This window comes from Levilactobacillus fuyuanensis (assembly GCF_003946395.1).
Classification (GTDB): Bacteria; Bacillota; Bacilli; order Lactobacillales; family Lactobacillaceae; genus Levilactobacillus; species Levilactobacillus fuyuanensis.
Window position 1 is genome coordinate 64,109 of sequence record NZ_RHNZ01000001.1, and the last position, 17,438, is coordinate 81,546.

Here is a 17,438-nt window from a genome sequence, read left to right on the forward strand (position 1 = left end):
GAGTTTTACCATGCGTTTCTTCACCAAAGCATCATTGCTTCTCAGCCTCAGCCTTCTCACGGTGGGGCTCGTCGGCTGTCAATCTAGCAGCGGCCAAAAGAGTACCGCCAGCTTCAAGGACAGCAGTAGCCAGTCTAGCAGCTACAGTGCCAAGGAACCAGACGCCGCAGTGACGTCATCCTCTGCCTCACACAAAGAGGAGGCGCAGACGTATCACCCGCAGGCCAAGTTGACCAAGAACGCCCGCTACGTGAAGTCAGGCAATCTCAAGAAGGCCGGACAATATACCTTTGATAAGGTCGGAACTCAGCTCACCTTGAATACCGTTAAACATCCCCAGACGACGATTAAGTCAGGCGACTTGACGTATAAGGTCACGACCGTCCGGATCATTAAGAACACCGCCAAAACAGCCGCGGCCAAACGGATGGCCGCCCAAGCCCTGAATTTGGCGCAACTCAAGAGTCCCTATTACACGCTACAGGTCAAGTTTACCATTTATAACCGCGGGAAGCAGGCCGTAACCACCGATGGGATTCAAAGTATCCAGCTCGGCGGCAATCGCCAATTGAACGCAGCTAATCAACTGAGTGATGCCAGCGCGGGGAAGACTATTCCGGCTGGAGACAAGCTCGCTACATTTGCGACCGGCCTCGCCAGTGAAAAGACCAAGCCTAATCTAAAGTCCGTTAAAATTAAGTTTGCTGGCGCATTTGCCAACAAAAAACAAGTGGTCAAACCTACAACTTGGTTAAAGTTAACGCTGTAACCGAGCCACTTATTGCCGTGAACCACTAGCAATTATTTAAATAGCTTCACAAATTCAAAGTTAAAGCGTGGTCAATCAGGATTCAAGTCTTGATTGACCACGCTTTTTTTGGCGCTAAACTATTAAGCCATGTATTCGAAGGTAAAGTCGTCGATCTTGACCAGGTCACCGTTCTTGGCACCGTGATCTCGTAGACCATTGTCGACGCCCATTCCCCGCATTTGACGGGTAAAGCGTAACAAACTTTCATCATGGTTGATATCGGTCATCCGGAAGAGCTTCAACAGCTTGTCACCGGTCAGAACCCAAGTACCATCGGCATCCTGCGTAATTTCAAATTCTGCTTCAGGCTTGAAGTCGTATTCGGCCTTTTCGACCACTTCTTCTTGCTTGACTGGGAACTTCGGCGTTGCAGCCAAGATATCAGCCGTCCGTTGTAACAACGGAGTTAACCCATCATGCGTCAGTGCGGAGACCGCATAGACTTCTGGTGCCTGAGCCAACAGCTTATCCTGCTTCAAGTCTTCCTTGAACTTAGCTAAATTGTCAGCAGAATCCGGCATATCCATCTTGTTAGCCACCACGATCTGTGGTCGCTTCAGGATATCTGGATCGTAGGTCTTAAGTTCTTCATTAATTTTTTCGAAGTCTTCGTAAGGATCACGCCCTTCGAGACCACTCATATCGATCAGATGCAGGATAACCCGCGTCCGTTCAACGTGCCGCAGGAATTGGAAACCTAAGCCAACCCCATTGGCGGCCCCTTCGATCAGACCAGGTAAATCGGCCATGACGAAGTCGCGACCATCTGGCAACCGCACCATCCCCAGGTTAGGGACCAGCGTGGTAAAGTGATATTCAGCAATCTTAGGCTTGGCACTCGTCACCGTCGACAACAGCGTTGACTTCCCAACAGATGGGAATCCAACTAAACCGACATCGGCGAGGACCTTTAATTCCAAACGAATTTCAAATTCCTGCCCAGGTTCACCGTTTTCGGCAATTTCTGGTGCGGGATTCTTTGGTGAGGCAAAGTGAATATTGCCCCGGCCACCACGACCACCCTTGGCCACGATAGCTGAGTCGTCACTGGCAACTAGGTCAGCGATGACGGCACCCGTTTCGTTATTATAAACGGTTGTTCCTTGGGGTACGCTGATGATTGTGTCAGCGGCGCCCCGCCCAGTCATGGACTTAATGGCACCGTTACCCCCACTCTTGGCCTTGAACTTCCGTTGGTACCGGAAGTCCATCAGCGTCCGTAAGCCTTCGTCAACGGCGAACACGATGTTACCACCGCGACCACCGTCACCACCGGCTGGCCCACCATTGGGCACAAACTTTTCCCGACGGAAGGCGACCATCCCGTCGCCACCCTTACCGGCCTTGACGTCAATTTTAACTTGATCTACAAACATAATTATTATTCCTCGTTTTCTAAACCAGCGCGTGCTGCTTTCTTCGTAAAGTATCCTGCTAGCCAGTATACCGGCAAACGGCCGTCACGTCAAAGTTTCGTTGGCGTACGCGGACTTTTTATTTCTGCCGTCTCGGCCTGTAAGGTCAACCGAATCGTCTGCGCAACGGTTTTGCTGACACCCAATTCCCGCAAATCGTCCACACTGGCTTCACCGATCTTCTTAGTCGAGCCAAATTTCCGTAGCAATTTATTCCGCGTCTTAGGTCCCACACCGGGGATCCGGTCAAGCCGAGAACTCAGTGAATTCTTGCTGTGAACCTGTCGGTGGAAAGTAATCGCGAACCGGTGAACCTCGTCTTGAATCCGCTGAACCAGGTAGAAGCCCTGACTCTTCGGGTCCAAGTGAACGTGGTGGTCATCGGGACCAAATAATAGGTCGGCCGTCTTATGGTGGTCGTTCTTGACCATCCCGGCAACCGGAATGTGCAGGTCAAATTCGTCCGCCAAGACTTCCTTGACCGCATTCATCTGAATGTCGCCCCCATCCATCAGGATCAGGTCTGGCATCTGCGCGTGCTCCTTGAGCAAGCGCCCATAACGCCGCCGAATAACTTCCAGGGTGCTAGCCGTTTCATCGGCGTGGTCGACCGTTCGTAATTTGTATTTTCGGTATAACTTCTTATTGGGTTGACCATCAACGAAGACCACCATTGCTGAAACCAAGTCGGCACCTTGAATGTGGGAGTGGTCAAACGCTTCAATCTTGTGCCCGGGAGCAATGCCCAGTGCATCGGTGATTTCCTTCATAGCCCCAGTCGTCTTACCCTCATCAAGCTCTAACAGCCGAAACTTCTCTTCTAAGACCAATCGCGAGTTCTTAGCGGCCATGTCCAGCAAATCACGTTTGGTGCCCCGCTGCGGCGTTCTAACGGGCACATGGAGGATTTCCTCGATGCTGGCGGCATCAATACTAGCTGGCACCAGGATCTCACGTGGAAGTACCGTATTCTTCCGCTGATAGAACTGCACGATAAAACTGGCCAGCTCTTCTTCGGCTGTGCTAACAATAGGAAAGAGCCGTTTCTCTCGTTTCATCAATCGCGCCTGGCGAATGAAGAAAATCTGAATCGATAGCCACCCCTTGTCCAGGTAAAAGTTGAAGATATCTCGTGGCGTACTGTCATTGGAAATAATCTTCTGCTTTTCAACCGTGGCCTCAATGTAACGAATCTGATCACGCAGGTCGGCTGCCCGCTCGTAAGCCATGTCGGCAGCCGCTGCAGTCATCCGATCGGTCAGTTCCTTTTCAGCATGACCAACGTTCCCGTTTAGGAAAGATTTGATCTTCTTAATCTGTTCGTCGTAATCGCCTTGGGGCACCTCTTTGAAGCAGGCGCCGAGGCACTGTCCCATATGGTAGTACAGACATGGACGACCCTGATAGCCGTTGCACCGCCGTAGCGGATAGACCTTCTGCAGGAAGTGAATGGTTTCTTCAGCCGCATAAACGTTGGGATACGGCCCAAAGTAGTAGGCCCCATCCTTCTTGATGTCGCTGACCAACAGCAATTGGGGATCCCGTTCATTGGTAATCTTAATGTAGGGGTACCCGGTCCCCCGCTTCAGCTTGATGTTGAAGTACGGCTGATGCTTTTGAATCAACGTAATTTCTAGGAGGAAAGCCTCCTTGTCGGTCGAGGTGATGATCGTTTCAAAATCCACGATTTCACTGACTAACTGCGCCGTCTTCCCGGTGTGACTACTCTTAAAGTACGACCGCACCCGGTTCTTCAGGTTCTTTGCCTTCCCCACGTAAATAATCTGGCTGTTGATGTTCTTCATCAAATAACAGCCGGGAAGGCCCGGCAATAACGCCAGTTTGTGTTCCAAATATTCCGATGCCAAGGGCCTAACCTCCCGTTCATTTCTCGAATTAGCTTATAAAGTATAAGCCGAATACGTGTTTGGTGCAAGCAATTCACCCCAGCCGCGGTGCCGATTCTCGGATTATTTTTGTCGGTCATAAGTCGACTCGATTTCTTCGGTTTTTGCCAAGCCTTATCCTGATAAATGACAAATCTCAGAAATTCTGCTATGATAACTGCTAAAGACAAGGAGGTGGCTTGAATGGCTCTTAAAGTAAAACGCCAGGATGACCTTGACTCCATGTTCGGTAAATTTGCTGAGATGGACCCCACGGACGTGAAACGCGACAAGTTTTTGAAGCGTGACGATGCCCACAAGGATAACAAGCGCGCTAAAGGCTTGATCAACGCCGATAAATCAAAACACGAACAGGATCACAGTCAAGACTAACGTTGAAAGTTAAAGGACTCACGGAATAAATCCGTGGGTCCTTTTGTTTTAGGCTTTAACTTGGATATAGCTCCAAACGACTACCGTTCCGGTTGGAAACCGTGGGGGTAGCGTTCATTGAGGCGTTTAATGTTATCCTGTGCCACTTCATCGAAGTCGATGTCAGCCCACTGGGCAATCTGGCTGAGATACCAGAGCACGTCACCCATCTCTTTAACGATGGCTTCGTGGTCCATGTCCTGACCGTGGAAGGTGTAGTTCTTGACGAGATCAACAACTTGGCCCGATTCACCGGCCAACCCCAATGCACAGTTGGTTAGAACCTGTTCGTTGCCGTACAACGTCCGGTTCGCAGCTTTTTGATAATCATTAAATTCCATTCCTATTCCTCCCCAAAGGCTTGTTCTTCGATCCAGTTCCAGACAGCATCCTTCCCGACCTTTTTCGGTGCTGAGAACATGATGATGTTGTCGGTGTTAGGTAGGTTCATGGCCTTCTTGATCTGACTCACAGCCTGATTCCACTTACCACGAGCAATCTTGTCACTCTTAGTGGCGACGATCAGCGTTGGTAGGTTAAAGTAAGCCAGGTACTGGTACATCTGAACATCGTCTTCGGTCGGTGCGTGCCGGGCATCAACGAGTGAAACGACCCCTTTTAATTGGTCGCGTTGGGTCAGGTACGTTTCGATCATGTTGCCCCACTTTTCCCGTTCCGTCTTGGAAACCTTGGCGTAACCGTAGCCAGGGACATCGACGAAGTAGAGTTGATCCTCGACGTTGTAAAAGTTCAGGGTCTGAGTCTTTCCCGGTTGACTAGACGTCCGGGCGTATGAGCGCCGGTTGATCAGAACGTTGGTCAATGAAGACTTCCCGACGTTTGACCGGCCGACCAGCGCAATTTCTGGATACCCCGTCGTTGGGTATTGTGCGGGGTCAACCGCACTCATGACTAATTCTACGTGATTGACTTCCATTGGTTAATGCCATCCTCTCCAAATATCTTTCATTATTCTAACACAGAACGTCACCCCACTGGGGACTTTCTCGAACAGGCATTCTGCAATAAAGCGGTTAAAGCCCACTCCCCCAACCCTTTGCGCGGCCATAAAAAAAGCGACCAACCTAAAGGCTGGTCGCAACGCCACACAGTGTGGCAATTATGAAACTTTTTGATCCTTTAAGATCACATCAGGTTCAGCATGGTCGGTCACGGTTTCAGCCGTAATCACAACCTTCGCCACGTCATCACGACTAGGCAGGTCGAACATGATATCACGCATCACGTCTTCAATGATTGACCGCAATCCACGGGCACCAGTGTTCCGGGCGATGGCTAACTTGGCCATTTCACGGAGGGCAGCTGGCTGGAATTCCAGTTGAACATCATCGAGGGACAGCAACTTCTCGTACTGCTTGACCAATGCGTTCTTAGGTTCCGTCAAGATCCGAACCAAATCGTTTTCATCCAGCTTTTCGAGGGCTGTCAGGATTGGCAACCGCCCGATAAATTCTGGAATCAACCCGAATTGGAGCAAGTCTTCTGGAATCACGTGTTGCATCAGGCTATCGCCAGAAGCTAAGACGTTTTGTTCCTTACTGTCGGCACCAAATCCAATCGTTTGGTCACCCAGACGACGCTTGACGATACCGTCAATGCCATCAAAAGCCCCACCAACGATGAAGAGGATGTTGGTCGTGTCGATTTGAATGAACTCTTGTTGGGGATGCTTACGACCACCCTGAGGCGGAACATTGGCAATCGTACCTTCAAGAATCTTCAGGAGGGCTTGTTGCACCCCTTCGCCGGAAACGTCACGCGTAATCGAAACGTTCTCGGACTTCTTAGCAATTTTATCGATTTCATCGATGTAAATAATACCCTTTTCAGCGCGGTCCACGTCATAATCGGCGCTTTGCAGCAACTTCAAGAGGATGTTTTCAACGTCTTCACCCACGTAACCAGCTTCAGTCAAGGTCGTGGCATCTGCAATTGCAAATGGGACGTTCAGAATCTTAGCCAGGCTTTGCGCCAGGTAAGTCTTCCCGGAACCAGTAGGTCCGATCACCGCAATGTTACTCTTTTGCAGTTCAGGGCCCTCATCGTCGGCCTGCGCCATTTCGTTTACCCGCTTATAGTGGTTGTAAACAGCAACGGATAACGTCCGCTTGGCTTCCTTTTGACCGATGACGTATTGGTCGAGCGTGTTGACGATATCAGCAGGCTTCGGCACTTCTAAGGTTTCTTGTGCGCTGTCTTGGCTAGCTTCTTCATCAATGATTTCTTTACAGAGGTCAATACATTCATTACAGATGTAAACACCCGGGCCGGCAACGATCTTCTTTACTTGATCTTGTGATTTACCACAAAAAGAACAGGTCACTGGGCCAGTCGTTTCGGTGTTTTCAAACAATAAACTTCACCCTTTCTCTCCAGGCTTAAGCCTAACTCATTACAAAAAGCTGTGTGTCAGTAAACCTGTCGAACTAACCAGATTTCCCTATCAATCGTGTACTATACCACAGATAAGCCCACGATAAAATCAATTTGCCTCAGCGGCGCAGAAAACCTGATTCTAATGAAAAACCGGGACAACAGCGACTGTCATCCCGGTCAAGTTCTCAATTGAATAAAGAATTAGTCTTTATCTTCTGAGTCCTTCTTCTTGTCTTGCTTTGCGGAATCGGCAATCAAGTCAACGGCGCTCTTGATAGCAATGTCATGCTTTAACATGTCATCTGAAAGGGCACTGCGAACAGCACTTTCTTCCATGCCGTATTGGCCAGCTAAGTCCTTAACTTCAGCACTGATTTCGTCTTCTGAAGGTTCGATCTTTTCAGCAGCAACGACGGCTTCAAGCACAAGGTTAGTCTTAACCCGCTTATCGGCACCATCGGTGAATTGCTTCCGTAAGTCGTCTTCAGTAGTCCCAGTCAATTGGAAGTACATCTTTGGTTCAATACCTTGTTGTTGCATGTTAGCCAGGTATTGGTCCATTTGACGGTTGATATCATCCTTCAGCATAGCTTCTGGGATGTCACCGATTTCGGCGTTATCAACGGCTTCGCTGATAGCTTCGTCTTCGATAGCATCGTGAGCAGCTTGGGTCTTTTGTTCCTTCAAGCTGTCTTTAGTCTTAGCTTGTAATTCTTCTAAGCTGTCAACATCTTCGTCAACATCCTTAGCGAATTCATCGTCCAATTCTGGTAATTGCTTTTCCTTAACTTCGTGTAAGGTAACCTTGAAAGTGGCTTCCTTGTCACGTAAGTCTTCGGCTTGGTAATCCTTAGGGAAAGTAACCTTAACGTCAACGTCATCGCCGGCCTTGTGACCAACTAATTGGTCTTCGAAGCCAGGGATGAAGGAGTTAGAGCCTAATTCCAAGGAGTAGTTGTCAGCCTTACCACCATCGAATTGCTTGCCATCAACGTAACCGTCGAAGTCAATCACAACAGTGTCGCCCTTAGCAGCGGCTTCGTCTTCTTTAAGCACTAATTCGGCTTGTTGTTGACGTTGCTTTTCTAATTCGGCATCGATGTCCTTTTGGTAAACCCGCGTGTTTTGCTTCGTTACGCTGAGGCCCTTGTAGTCACCAAGCTTAACGTCTGGCTTAACCGTAACAACGGCCTTCAGAACCCAAGCCTTACCCTTGTCCATGGATTCAACATCCACTTGGGGTTGGTCGACTGGTTCGATACCAGCGTCCTTGATAGCTTCTTCGTAAGCATCCGGTAAAACAATGTTTAAAGCATCTTGATACAATGCTTCTTCACCGTACATTTGGTCGAAGATTTGACGTGGTACACGGCCCTTACGGAAACCAGGTACAGCCAGGTTCTTCTTGGTACGCTTGAAGGCCTTGTCCAGACCATCTTTGATCATATCAGGAGCAATTTCAAAGGTTAATTCGCCTTGATTAGAGTCCTTTTTTTCCCATTTTGCAGCCATTATTTTCCCTCCGAAATGAAAGATATTACTATTTACAATTCTATCAATTGCATACTGTATAAGTGTACCTTATGCTATCCAAATTGTAAAATGATTTTTGCTGAAATGCCGTGAATGACGCGGCTTTCCTTAAATTTTTTGCTGAAAATCAGGTAAAAATAAACCGCTGCCGAGAAATTAACGTCGCGGGCCAGATTATCCCGGCACCGCACCGCGGAATCAGCGAAAACGTCCCGTCGTACACAGCGACATTTTAGGTACGAAAAAAGGACTGAAAGGTTACCCCTTCAGCCCCTCTTTCAAGGCACACTAATTAATAAAATTAATTAGTCGTCAATTTCCGTAACAGTACCGGCACCAACAGTGTGGCCACCTTCACGGACAGTGAACTTAGTACCCTTTTCAATGGCAGCTGGTTGGATCAGTTCAACAGTGAACGTCACGTTATCACCAGGCATAACCATTTCTACGCCATCAGGCAATTCGATAACACCAGTGATATCAGTGGTGTGGAAGTAGAATTGTGGACGGTAGTTTGAGAAGAATGGCGTATGACGGCCACCTTCTTCTTTGCTCAAGATGTAGACTTCACCCTTGAACTCTTTGTGGGTTTGGATCGAACCTGGTTGTGCAAGAACTTGGCCACGAACAACTTGTTCACGGTTAATCCCACGCAATAAGGCACCAACGTTATCCCCGGCTTCACCAAGGTCCAACGTCTTACGGAACATTTCAAGACCAGTAACAGTAGTCTTCAATACGTCGTCATGTAAACCAACGATTTCAACTTCGTCACCAACCTTAACCATCCCACGGTCGATACGACCGGAAGCAACAGTCCCACGACCAGTGATCGTGAAGACGTCTTCAACGGGCATCAAGAAAGGCTTGTCGTTTTCACGAACTGGCGTTGGGATGTAATCATCAACAACGTCCATTAAGTGAAGGATAACCTTGGTTTGTTCTTCGTCGCCTTCGAGAGCCTTCAAAGCAGACCCGCGAATAACTGGAATATCGTCACCAGGGTAATCGTATTCGGACAGCAATTCACGAACTTCCATTTCAACTAAGTCGACCAATTCGTCGTCATCAACTAAGTCGGTCTTGTTTAAGAAGACAACGATGTAGTTAACACCAACTTGGCGAGCAAGCAAAATGTGTTCACGCGTTTGTGGCATAGGGCCATCAGTAGCGGCAACAACCAAGATAGCACCGTCCATTTGGGCAGCACCAGTGATCATGTTCTTGATGTAGTCAGCATGTCCTGGGGCATCAATATGCGCATAGTGACGCTTTTCAGTTTCATATTCAACGTGGGCAGTGTTGATCGTGATACCACGTTCACGTTCTTCTGGAGCAGCATCGATATCAGCGTAATCTTCGGCCTTTGCTAAACCTTTGTCAGCAAGTACCTTAGTGATTGCAGCAGTTAACGTCGTTTTCCCATGGTCAATATGGCCAATAGTACCAATATTTACATGGGGTTTAGTTCTTTCATAATGTTCTTTTTCAGCCATTAATGAAACCCTCCTGTATTTTATCGCAAGGACAATCTCTTCTCACAAAGAAAATTAATCACCCTTTGCGTAAAATTATACTACTTCTTTTCAGAAAGGGAAAGCTGGAACCCTCCCAAAAAAGAATCCTTGACCAGTATATATGCTGCAGAATTATTTGTAAACTAAAATCTTGCCGAATTTACGGTTTTTCATGATTTTCATGGTTAATCGGCCCAAATAATGCCCTCATGAAGTGATTTAAGCGGTTTTGCCACTCAGAAATTTCATTTAATTCTGCTGCACCGGTCTGATCTGTCACCGGTTGCTGTGCCACAATCTGGACCCAAGTCAGTGGATTCCGAATAATTTTGTCAATAAACGGATACAGCATCATTAATTGTAACGTAATTGTTTGTGAAACGCTAGCGGCAAGCATCGGATCTTGTTGACCCAGATCTTCATGCAGATAATTTTGCATCGTTTGTGCGGCCTGACTCGCCCCCACCGGCTCTAATTGACTGGTATCCAGGGTGTAATCTTCGTCGTCCAACCAGTGAAGCTGAACGGTCTTCGTCGTGTGTAACCGTAAAAGTTCCTCTAACAGCGTCGCACGCATCAACGGATGTAAGAAAGGATCGACCAACAGATACTGAACGCCCTGCATAAACTCCTTGAGCGGTAATTGCCGCGCATGGGTCAAACGCTGCCGCTGTTCGTCAAAATCCACATCGCCCAGATGATAGAATTGCTTCGCCAAGACTCGCTGTGTCTCACCTAGTGCCTGCCGAGAGACCTCCTCGGCAGTAACTATCTGAGTGAGTCCGGCGTCACGCCAAGACTTCGCCGCCGGTAATTCGCAGAACTCTCGAGCGAAAATAAACTGTTGATTCTTCAAAGCCACGTCTAAACGCAACTGAAAAGTCTCCGCCGTCGCCAAATAAACGGTGTCCTGTTCCGCGGCAAACTGCTCGGCGACTAAATACTTTTCATCATGATAGAGACTCGCTACCAAATATCGATTGAATTCGGCCGTTTGCTGGTCATTATAGAGCCGTTCAAACCATTCAGTCGCCGTGGACCACTCCTCCGCCTCAAACGCCTGGTGAGCCCGAACAATGGCTTGTTCACGAGCGGCTGGACTAGAAAATTCTCCCATAGCACATTCCTTTCGGTACCAGAATTGGTTGAATCAAAACGGACCGACGCCAAATGGTCTCGGTCCGCTCGTATTTTTACTGTTTGTCTGTTGATTCGGCTGGCTTCGCTGCATGTGGCCGCCGTTTCCGGTTGCGCCGTGGCTTATGCGTTGCCTGACCATCTTTGGTCGTTGCTGCGGGCTTGTTGCCAGCCGCCTTAGCTTTTGGTGCACTACTGCCCTTAGCTTTTGGCTTCGACTTGGCTTTAGGCTTAGCAGGTGTCTTGACGTCCTTAGCCTGTTCCTTCCCCGTGTTGGGCTTATCCTTGCTACTTGCACGACGATGGTGCTGGTTGACTTCCATAATGACCGGCAAGATCACTGGACGTCGATGCGTCTGCTCAAAGAGGTAGTGGCTCAAATGCTCGCGCACGTCCTGCTTCAAATGGCCCCAATCAAACTCTTTGTTGTCGAGGTTGTTTTGAACGGCCTTGCTGATAATTTGACCACTCTCCTGCATCAAGTCCTTGTTAGCCTTGACGTAGACGAATCCACGCGATGTAATCTTAGGTTCCGCCACAATCTGTTTCTTCTTACGATCAATCGTGACCACGGCGATAAAGATCCCGTCGTCGGCCAAGACTTTCCGGTCACGTAAGACGATATTTCCGATATCACCAACACCGATTCCATCGATCATGGTGTCACTGACATCAATACCTTCGCCAAGACCCATGGTGCCCTTGTCATACGTCAGAACATCACCCTTAGCGAGGATGAAGACGTGGTCGGCAGGCATTCCCAGCTCCATTGCAGCGTTGGCATGGGCATTCAACAACCGATATTCCCCTTGAATAGGAACCAAGTACTTTGGCTTCAGCAGGTTCAACATCAGTTGCAAGTCGCGTTTATAGGCGTGACCCGAAGAATTCATTTCATCGGAAATAGCCTTCACTTCACCACCAGCACGGTAAACCATGTCGCGCGTCTGGGCAACCGTCGTGTCCATGGCGTGAGAAGGCGTGGTCGTGATGTAGACTAGGTCGCCCTCTTGCAGATTAAGCGTCTTTTCTTGCTTGTTGGCCATCCGTTGAATAGCCTTGATGGGTTCACCCATCTTGCCAGTCTGCAGGATCACCGTTTCAGCAGGTTCTAAGCTGTCGAGTTGTTCTGGTGTAACCAGAAGATCGTCATCAAAAGACAATTTGCCCAGCTTCATCGCCGTGTTGACAATCTTTTCCAAGTCTTGCCCCGTCAAACAAACCTTTCGTCCCGTCTTAGCGGCGGCATCAAAGACTTGTTGAATCCGTAAGATGTTCGAAGCAACACAGGCAACGACAACCCGGCCGTTACGATAGTTGAAAGTCTCTTCGATGGATTCAGCAATTTCTTGTTCGGATGCGTTCATCGTTGGATTTTCGGCATTAGCGGAATCACTCAATACGGCTAACACGCCAGCTTGGCCAATGGCCCCAAGCCGGGCGTAATCCGTCTGGTAACCGGGCTTAGCCGTTTGGTCGAACTTGAAGTCCCCAGTGTAGACGATTTGGCCTTCATCGGTCTTCAAGACGATCCCCATGGATTCTGGAATCGAGTGGGTCGTTGAGAAGAAGGAAACAACCACGTCACCGAAGTCAATTTCAGTCTTTTCATCAACCACGTGGAAATCATCGTAGTTCTTCACCTTTGGTTCGTCGGCGACGTTCAGCTTAGCTAACGCAATCGTCATTTCGGACCCGAAGACTGGCACGTTGAATTCACTCAAGAAGTAAGGCAACGCACCAATTGCATCAGCATGGCCGTGGGTCAGGAAGACCGCAACGATGCGATCCTTGTTCTCACGTAAGTAGTTCCAGTCTGGAATCACAACATCGATCCCTAACAACTCATTTTCCGGGTACTTTAACCCACAATCTAAAATATAAATACTACCGTTAACATCAACGGCATACATGTTCTTTCCATTCTCGCGGACACCACCGAACGGAATAATTTTTATCTTCGCACTCATAAGTTCACCTCAAGTATTTTCACTAGTTTTAAGTTAATCACTGATCTGCTGCGACCAGTCTTTTCTTATAGGTATCGCTACCTAGATTCGTCCATGATTAAACTTTCTCCAGTCTACCATACTTTGGGCAATTACTGAACTACGAAGGTGTCCCACGCAAAAAAAGTCCATCTCCCCAAGGGAAATGGACTCGTCGGTGCGGCGAATTAACGACGCAGGCCTAAGCTCTTGATTAATTCACGGTAACGTTGAACATCAGTCTTCCGTAAGTAAGCCAAAAGGTTACGACGGTGACCAATCTTCTTCATCAAACCACGTTGGGAATGGAAATCCTTACGGTGATTTTGCATATGCACGTTGATTTCGTTGATATCAGCGGTTAAAACAGCAACTTGGACTTCAGTAGAACCCGTGTCGCCTTCGTGACGTGCGTATTGCTTGATAACTTCGTTTTTCTTTTCTGGACTAATAGCCATGGTAAATGTACCACCCTTCATATAATTGCCCTAAACTGAGTAAGCCGACGGTGGTTGTCGAACCAACTAAGTTAAGGGTTTGTGCTTTTGCACAGTTACCTATCATACTGAATTCCCACAAAAATAGCAAGCTTTTCCGTGTAAATGCCTATCAAGTAAAATTGCTTTACATTTATCGCGCTAAAGTATTGCATTCGGTCCCTGGGTTCTGTATAATTACATACGTTGAAATTAAGATTTCCGGTACAGGAATTCTCATTCGGAGGTGAAATTTTCATGCCAATTATCAAATCAGCAATCGAACGTGCCAAGACTAACGTCAAGGCCAACGAACGTAACTCAGCACAATTAAGCACGATGCGGACTGCCGTTAAGCGCTTCGAAGAAGCCAAGACTGCCGGTGCCGACAACGCGGAAGAATTATACCGTTTAGCTAGTGCTGCTGTTGACCACGCCGCTTCTAAGGGCTTGATCAAGAAGAACAAGGCATCTCGTGACAAGTCACGGATGGCTGCACGTTTAGCTAAGTAATCAATTAATCAAACAGATTAGATGATGCAATTCAGGGGGTCGACCATTCCGGTCGACCCCCTTTTTTGATACCCTTTTATGCCGTTTGACCCCCGGCGAATTGCGTCATAAACAACGAAAATAACATTTCCGGCGCCATCGCAGTGGATTTCATCTGCTTTTCCACCCGGAACAGCCCTAAATAAGCTTGGTTCAAATCGGTCAGCTTGAACCGTCGCTGTGACTGTAGTGCCAACTTGATCCGATAGGGATGGACCTTCAGGAGATTCGCCAACTTCCCCTGACTGTATCCCTGCTTAGCCAATACCTTAGTCTGAATCAACAACCGGAATTGGCCTTGCAAAATCGCGTTGATTTTCAGTGGCTCTTCCTTTGCCAACAACAATTCCCGGTACAAGGTGACCGCCTTGGCCGTATCCTTAGCCAGAACCTGATTGACTAAATCAAACACATTCTGTGTCAACGTCTGAGCCACCAATCCAGTAACAGCATCCGGTTGAATCGTTTTTTGCGGATAGGCAAAAAGTTCCAACTTAGGGAGTTCCGCCATCATCAGTGTCAGGTCCGCATCCGTACGTTGAATCAGCTCACCCAAGGCAGCTGGGTCCATGGTATACCCGTCCTGCTTGAGCTGATTCGTTACGAACTGGCGCACATCTCGTTCAGAAAAGTTGCCAATATCAATGGTCGTCGCCACCTTTTTGAGTTGTTTGGAAACTTTCTTGCGGCCATCTAGCTTCTCATAAGGCGCAAAAAAGACCAGCACCGTGCTTTCCATTGGTGATCCTAAGTATGTTTGGAGACTGGCAACATCGTGTTCAACCTTTTGTTTCTTGGTCTCCCCCGTCAAAAACTGAGGGTTGTCGATGCATACGACCCGCCGTTCACCAAAAAACGGTGCTGCCATGGCATCATCCAATGCAACGGCAAGTGGTACGGCATCCATATCATAAGTCGCGTAGTTCATCGTCTGTTCTTCAGCGGGAACAACTGACTTGAAGGCCGTCTTCAGTCGTCGCTGAAGGTAATCTGCTTGCCCCATAATCAGGTAAACCGGTGCGAGTTTGCCCCCAGTTGCCAAAGTTTTTAAGAGTTCATTAATCGTCAAGAGTCCCGTTCCCCTTTTAATTTAGTCTGCCAGACACCGTGTTTTCCCGCATAGACGTAGCGAATCATCCCACTCGTTTGGGTACTCACCGCTGGCACATCAGCTGCTCGAAGCGTTGCTAAAGTTTCAGCGTGCGGATGACCATAGCGATTCTCCCGTCCTGCCGAAATAATTGCCCATCGCGGACGGAGCTGGTCGATAAAGGCCGGTGCACTGGCCGTCTTGCTACCGTGATGTCCTAATTTTAACACGTCCGTTCGAAGCTGTGGGTCATCGCCAATAATTTTCTGCTCACCCGTCTGGTCCAAGTCCCCCATAAAGAGAAAGTTTAACCCACCAAAATTGCCCTGTAAGGCTAAGGAATTGGCATTCTCGGCCGGAGCCGCCTCATACGGATGCCGTACGCGTAACGGCACCTGACTGGCAATCGTGATTGGCTGGACCTTCACCGGGAAACGACTGTGAGCCAATAAGTGTTGCCACCCCGGTTCCGTCTCCATCCCCGCCGGTACGAGCAGTCGTTTAACCTTGATTGCTTGCAAAAAAGCCGGCAAATCCCCAATATGATCGGCATCATGGTGAGTCAGGTACAGGTCATCTATGTGGTCGATTCCCAAGCTGCGCAAATAATTCAGATTCGTATGTGTTGCGGCATACGTAGTGGGCGTGCGCGGCACCCATTTCGGTTGCGGAAAAGCCAAGTGCCCCCCGGTATCGATCATTGCAATTCGCCGATTGAACGGCTCCCGCAATAGGATACTATCGCCTTGACCCACGTCAAAGTAAGCGACCTCGCCGTGAAGCGGCAAATGAATCAACCCATACGCGACCCCATAGCTCGCGAGTAAACCGACTAGCCACTGCCGACGTTGGCGGGGTGGCCGAGTGAACAGCCACCAACTCACTACCAACCACAGCCAACACACCCACCACCACGGCTTGCCAAAGCTCACGTTTCCCGGTAATTCAGCCAAGCGGGCTAGTCCGCCATCCAGCATGGCCAGAACGGTCGCGCTCCACCCGCTAATTACTGGCAACCAGGGAAAACTTACGACGCCAACCAGCGTTACTGGCAGCATGACCAACGGAAATAACGGCACCAGCACCACGTTGGTTAGAATTGTCAGCATATGCCATTGAAAAATGCCGTTGAGCAGGCTGGGCAGGCCCAATAACGTCAAGCCCACTTGCCGCCACCAGTGTGACTCCTGTGCCAACAGGATCAGGCCGAGCGACAAACCATAGCTCAGTTGGCTTCCCAACTCAAAGAGCAGTCCCGGATTCACCAGCAAGCCGATTGCTAAAGCTCCCGCCCAGGCATCCAGAGTACTCACCCGTACACGAATCTTCCGACCACCCAGTTGGATTCCCCGCATCAAACAAGCCCGCAACACACCGCTACCACCACCGGCCAGAATAAAATAACCGGGAAGCCCGAGGAGCAGTCCCCATTCCCAGTGTTCCCGCTGGATTCGGAGATGGACACACAGCCATTCCACCGCCGTCAGTAGTAACGCCACGTGTAGACCAGAAATTGCAAATAAATGCAAGAGTCCCAGCTGCTGCATCCCCTGCAGTTCCTGAACGGCTTCGGCTGCACGACTGCCGGGTAGAAGTCCCAATGCGTAGACCCGTAACGCCCCCGGGAGTTGATCACAGTAACGAATCAAACGGGTCCGTTGCCGGTGCCACCAGTTACTCACGACTTGTAATGGCGATGATGGCGCGGTCTGCCGCTGAAGAACACTGACGACCTTAACGGACTTGGTCACCCCACGATGATGCCAGTAACTGGCACCATCGAATTGATTAAAATTTGTCGCCGGCAGAATGCCTACCTGCTGACCACTCACCCGCCAAAGCTGCGGCCGACGCAATTGCTTCAAGCGTTGGAGCTCTCTAGCAGACTGGACCCAACCACGAACCGTCAGTGGCTCCCCGGTCTGCTGATTTCGCGCCACAAAGTAGTAACTGGCCCCATGGAAAACGAGGGCATCCGGCTGAAACGTCATCGCTAAGGTCACGTTGGTCGGATGAAACGCCGAAACTTGCCGGCGCGTCACCTGTGACTGTCGCCACACGAAAATGCCACTGAAGATGACTGCCAGTAGCAGTGTCATTAAGAACGTTCGGCGCGATCGTAACGACACCACTCGTCCAAGCGTCAAAGCCACCAGTCCCATGCCGGCCACCGGATGGCCGCCAAAAACAACACTGATTGCCAC

Annotated in this window: 15 protein-coding genes; 3 read left to right on the forward strand and 12 right to left on the reverse strand. The window is 49.1% G+C overall.

The features are described 5' to 3' along the window. The first annotated feature begins 10 nt into the window (after window positions 1-10). On the forward strand, window positions 11-769 hold the full coding sequence (locus EKM73_RS00310) for a hypothetical protein (protein WP_125700031.1): 759 nt from the start codon (window positions 11-13) through the stop codon (window positions 767-769). A gap of 122 nt (window positions 770-891) precedes the next feature. Here the strand turns inward: EKM73_RS00310 and obgE are convergent, their stop codons facing one another. Further along, window positions 892-2,187 carry a GTPase ObgE gene (gene obgE, locus EKM73_RS00315; RefSeq protein WP_125700032.1) on the reverse strand — a complete coding sequence of 432 codons (1,296 nt, stop codon included), beginning with the start codon at window positions 2,185-2,187 and terminating at the stop codon, window positions 892-894. An 89-nt stretch (window positions 2,188-2,276) separates the two neighbouring features. Next, complete coding sequence (uvrC, locus tag EKM73_RS00320; RefSeq protein ID WP_125700033.1) at window positions 2,277-4,094, reverse strand: excinuclease ABC subunit UvrC; 1,818 nt, start codon at window positions 4,092-4,094, stop codon at window positions 2,277-2,279. Window positions 4,095-4,316: 222 nt separating this feature from the next. Between uvrC and EKM73_RS00325 the strand changes: the two genes are divergently transcribed. Continuing rightward, window positions 4,317-4,505: an SPJ_0845 family protein gene (locus EKM73_RS00325; RefSeq protein ID WP_020090262.1), complete on the forward strand. Its 189-nt coding sequence runs from the start codon at window positions 4,317-4,319 to the stop codon at window positions 4,503-4,505. A gap of 80 nt (window positions 4,506-4,585) precedes the next feature. On the opposite strand, the gene EKM73_RS00330 is transcribed toward EKM73_RS00325, so the two are convergent. The 8 genes from EKM73_RS00330 to rpsO form a co-directional block, all read right to left on the reverse strand. Beyond that, window positions 4,586-4,885 carry a nucleoside triphosphate pyrophosphohydrolase family protein gene (locus EKM73_RS00330; protein ID WP_020090261.1) on the reverse strand — a complete coding sequence of 100 codons (300 nt, stop codon included), beginning with the start codon at window positions 4,883-4,885 and terminating at the stop codon, window positions 4,586-4,588. 2 nt (window positions 4,886-4,887) lie between these two features. Beyond that, window positions 4,888-5,481, reverse strand: a complete 594-nt coding sequence (yihA, locus tag EKM73_RS00335; RefSeq protein WP_125700034.1) for a ribosome biogenesis GTP-binding protein YihA/YsxC — start codon at window positions 5,479-5,481, stop codon at window positions 4,888-4,890. A gap of 183 nt (window positions 5,482-5,664) precedes the next feature. Next, window positions 5,665-6,918, reverse strand: coding sequence for an ATP-dependent Clp protease ATP-binding subunit ClpX (gene clpX / locus EKM73_RS00340; protein ID WP_125700035.1), 1,254 nt, complete (start codon window positions 6,916-6,918; stop codon window positions 5,665-5,667). Between the two features lie 224 nt (window positions 6,919-7,142). Continuing rightward, entirely contained in the window at window positions 7,143-8,453 is a 1,311-nt protein-coding gene (gene tig, locus EKM73_RS00345) for a trigger factor (RefSeq protein ID WP_125700036.1), read from the reverse strand. 326 nt (window positions 8,454-8,779) lie between these two features. Beyond that, a complete protein-coding gene (tuf, locus tag EKM73_RS00350) occupies window positions 8,780-9,970 on the reverse strand; it encodes an elongation factor Tu (protein WP_125700037.1) in 1,191 nt (396 codons plus the stop codon). Between the two features lie 181 nt (window positions 9,971-10,151). Beyond that, window positions 10,152-11,108, reverse strand: a complete 957-nt coding sequence (locus EKM73_RS00355; protein ID WP_125700038.1) for a hypothetical protein — start codon at window positions 11,106-11,108, stop codon at window positions 10,152-10,154. 76 nt (window positions 11,109-11,184) lie between these two features. Beyond that, window positions 11,185-13,098 carry a ribonuclease J gene (locus EKM73_RS00360; RefSeq protein WP_125700039.1) on the reverse strand — a complete coding sequence of 638 codons (1,914 nt, stop codon included), beginning with the start codon at window positions 13,096-13,098 and terminating at the stop codon, window positions 11,185-11,187. Between the two features lie 206 nt (window positions 13,099-13,304). Further along, entirely contained in the window at window positions 13,305-13,574 is a 270-nt protein-coding gene (gene rpsO, locus EKM73_RS00365; protein WP_020090254.1) for a 30S ribosomal protein S15, read from the reverse strand. Window positions 13,575-13,850: 276 nt separating this feature from the next. Here rpsO and rpsT point away from each other — a divergent pair, with 276 nt between their 5' ends. After that, a complete protein-coding gene (rpsT, locus tag EKM73_RS00370) occupies window positions 13,851-14,105 on the forward strand; it encodes a 30S ribosomal protein S20 (RefSeq protein WP_056990141.1) in 255 nt (84 codons plus the stop codon). Window positions 14,106-14,181: 76 nt separating this feature from the next. Here rpsT and holA read toward each other — a convergent pair whose 3' ends face one another. Continuing rightward, entirely contained in the window at window positions 14,182-15,213 is a 1,032-nt protein-coding gene (gene holA, locus EKM73_RS00375) for a DNA polymerase III subunit delta (RefSeq protein WP_125700040.1), read from the reverse strand. Next, window positions 15,210-17,438, reverse strand: coding sequence for a DNA internalization-related competence protein ComEC/Rec2 (locus EKM73_RS00380; RefSeq protein WP_225421229.1), 2,229 nt, complete (start codon window positions 17,436-17,438; stop codon window positions 15,210-15,212). Before EKM73_RS00380 ends, holA begins: the two co-directional genes overlap by 4 nt.

Coding starts and splice junctions, on each gene's coding strand:
- rpsT (WP_056990141.1), top strand. CDS start 13,851: ATGCCAATTATCAAATCAGCAATCGAACGTGCCAAGACTAACGTCAAG.
- tig (WP_125700036.1), bottom strand. CDS start 8,453: ATGGCTGCAAAATGGGAAAAAAAGGACTCTAATCAAGGCGAATTAACC.
- EKM73_RS00360 (WP_125700039.1), bottom strand. CDS start 13,098: ATGAGTGCGAAGATAAAAATTATTCCGTTCGGTGGTGTCCGCGAGAAT.
- EKM73_RS00310 (WP_125700031.1), top strand. CDS start 11: ATGCGTTTCTTCACCAAAGCATCATTGCTTCTCAGCCTCAGCCTTCTC.
- tuf (WP_125700037.1), bottom strand. CDS start 9,970: ATGGCTGAAAAAGAACATTATGAAAGAACTAAACCCCATGTAAATATT.
- EKM73_RS00355 (WP_125700038.1), bottom strand. CDS start 11,108: ATGGGAGAATTTTCTAGTCCAGCCGCTCGTGAACAAGCCATTGTTCGG.
- EKM73_RS00330 (WP_020090261.1), bottom strand. CDS start 4,885: ATGGAATTTAATGATTATCAAAAAGCTGCGAACCGGACGTTGTACGGC.
- rpsO (WP_020090254.1), bottom strand. CDS start 13,574: ATGGCTATTAGTCCAGAAAAGAAAAACGAAGTTATCAAGCAATACGCA.
- EKM73_RS00325 (WP_020090262.1), top strand. CDS start 4,317: ATGGCTCTTAAAGTAAAACGCCAGGATGACCTTGACTCCATGTTCGGT.
- yihA (WP_125700034.1), bottom strand. CDS start 5,481: ATGGAAGTCAATCACGTAGAATTAGTCATGAGTGCGGTTGACCCCGCA.
- obgE (WP_125700032.1), bottom strand. CDS start 2,187: ATGTTTGTAGATCAAGTTAAAATTGACGTCAAGGCCGGTAAGGGTGGC.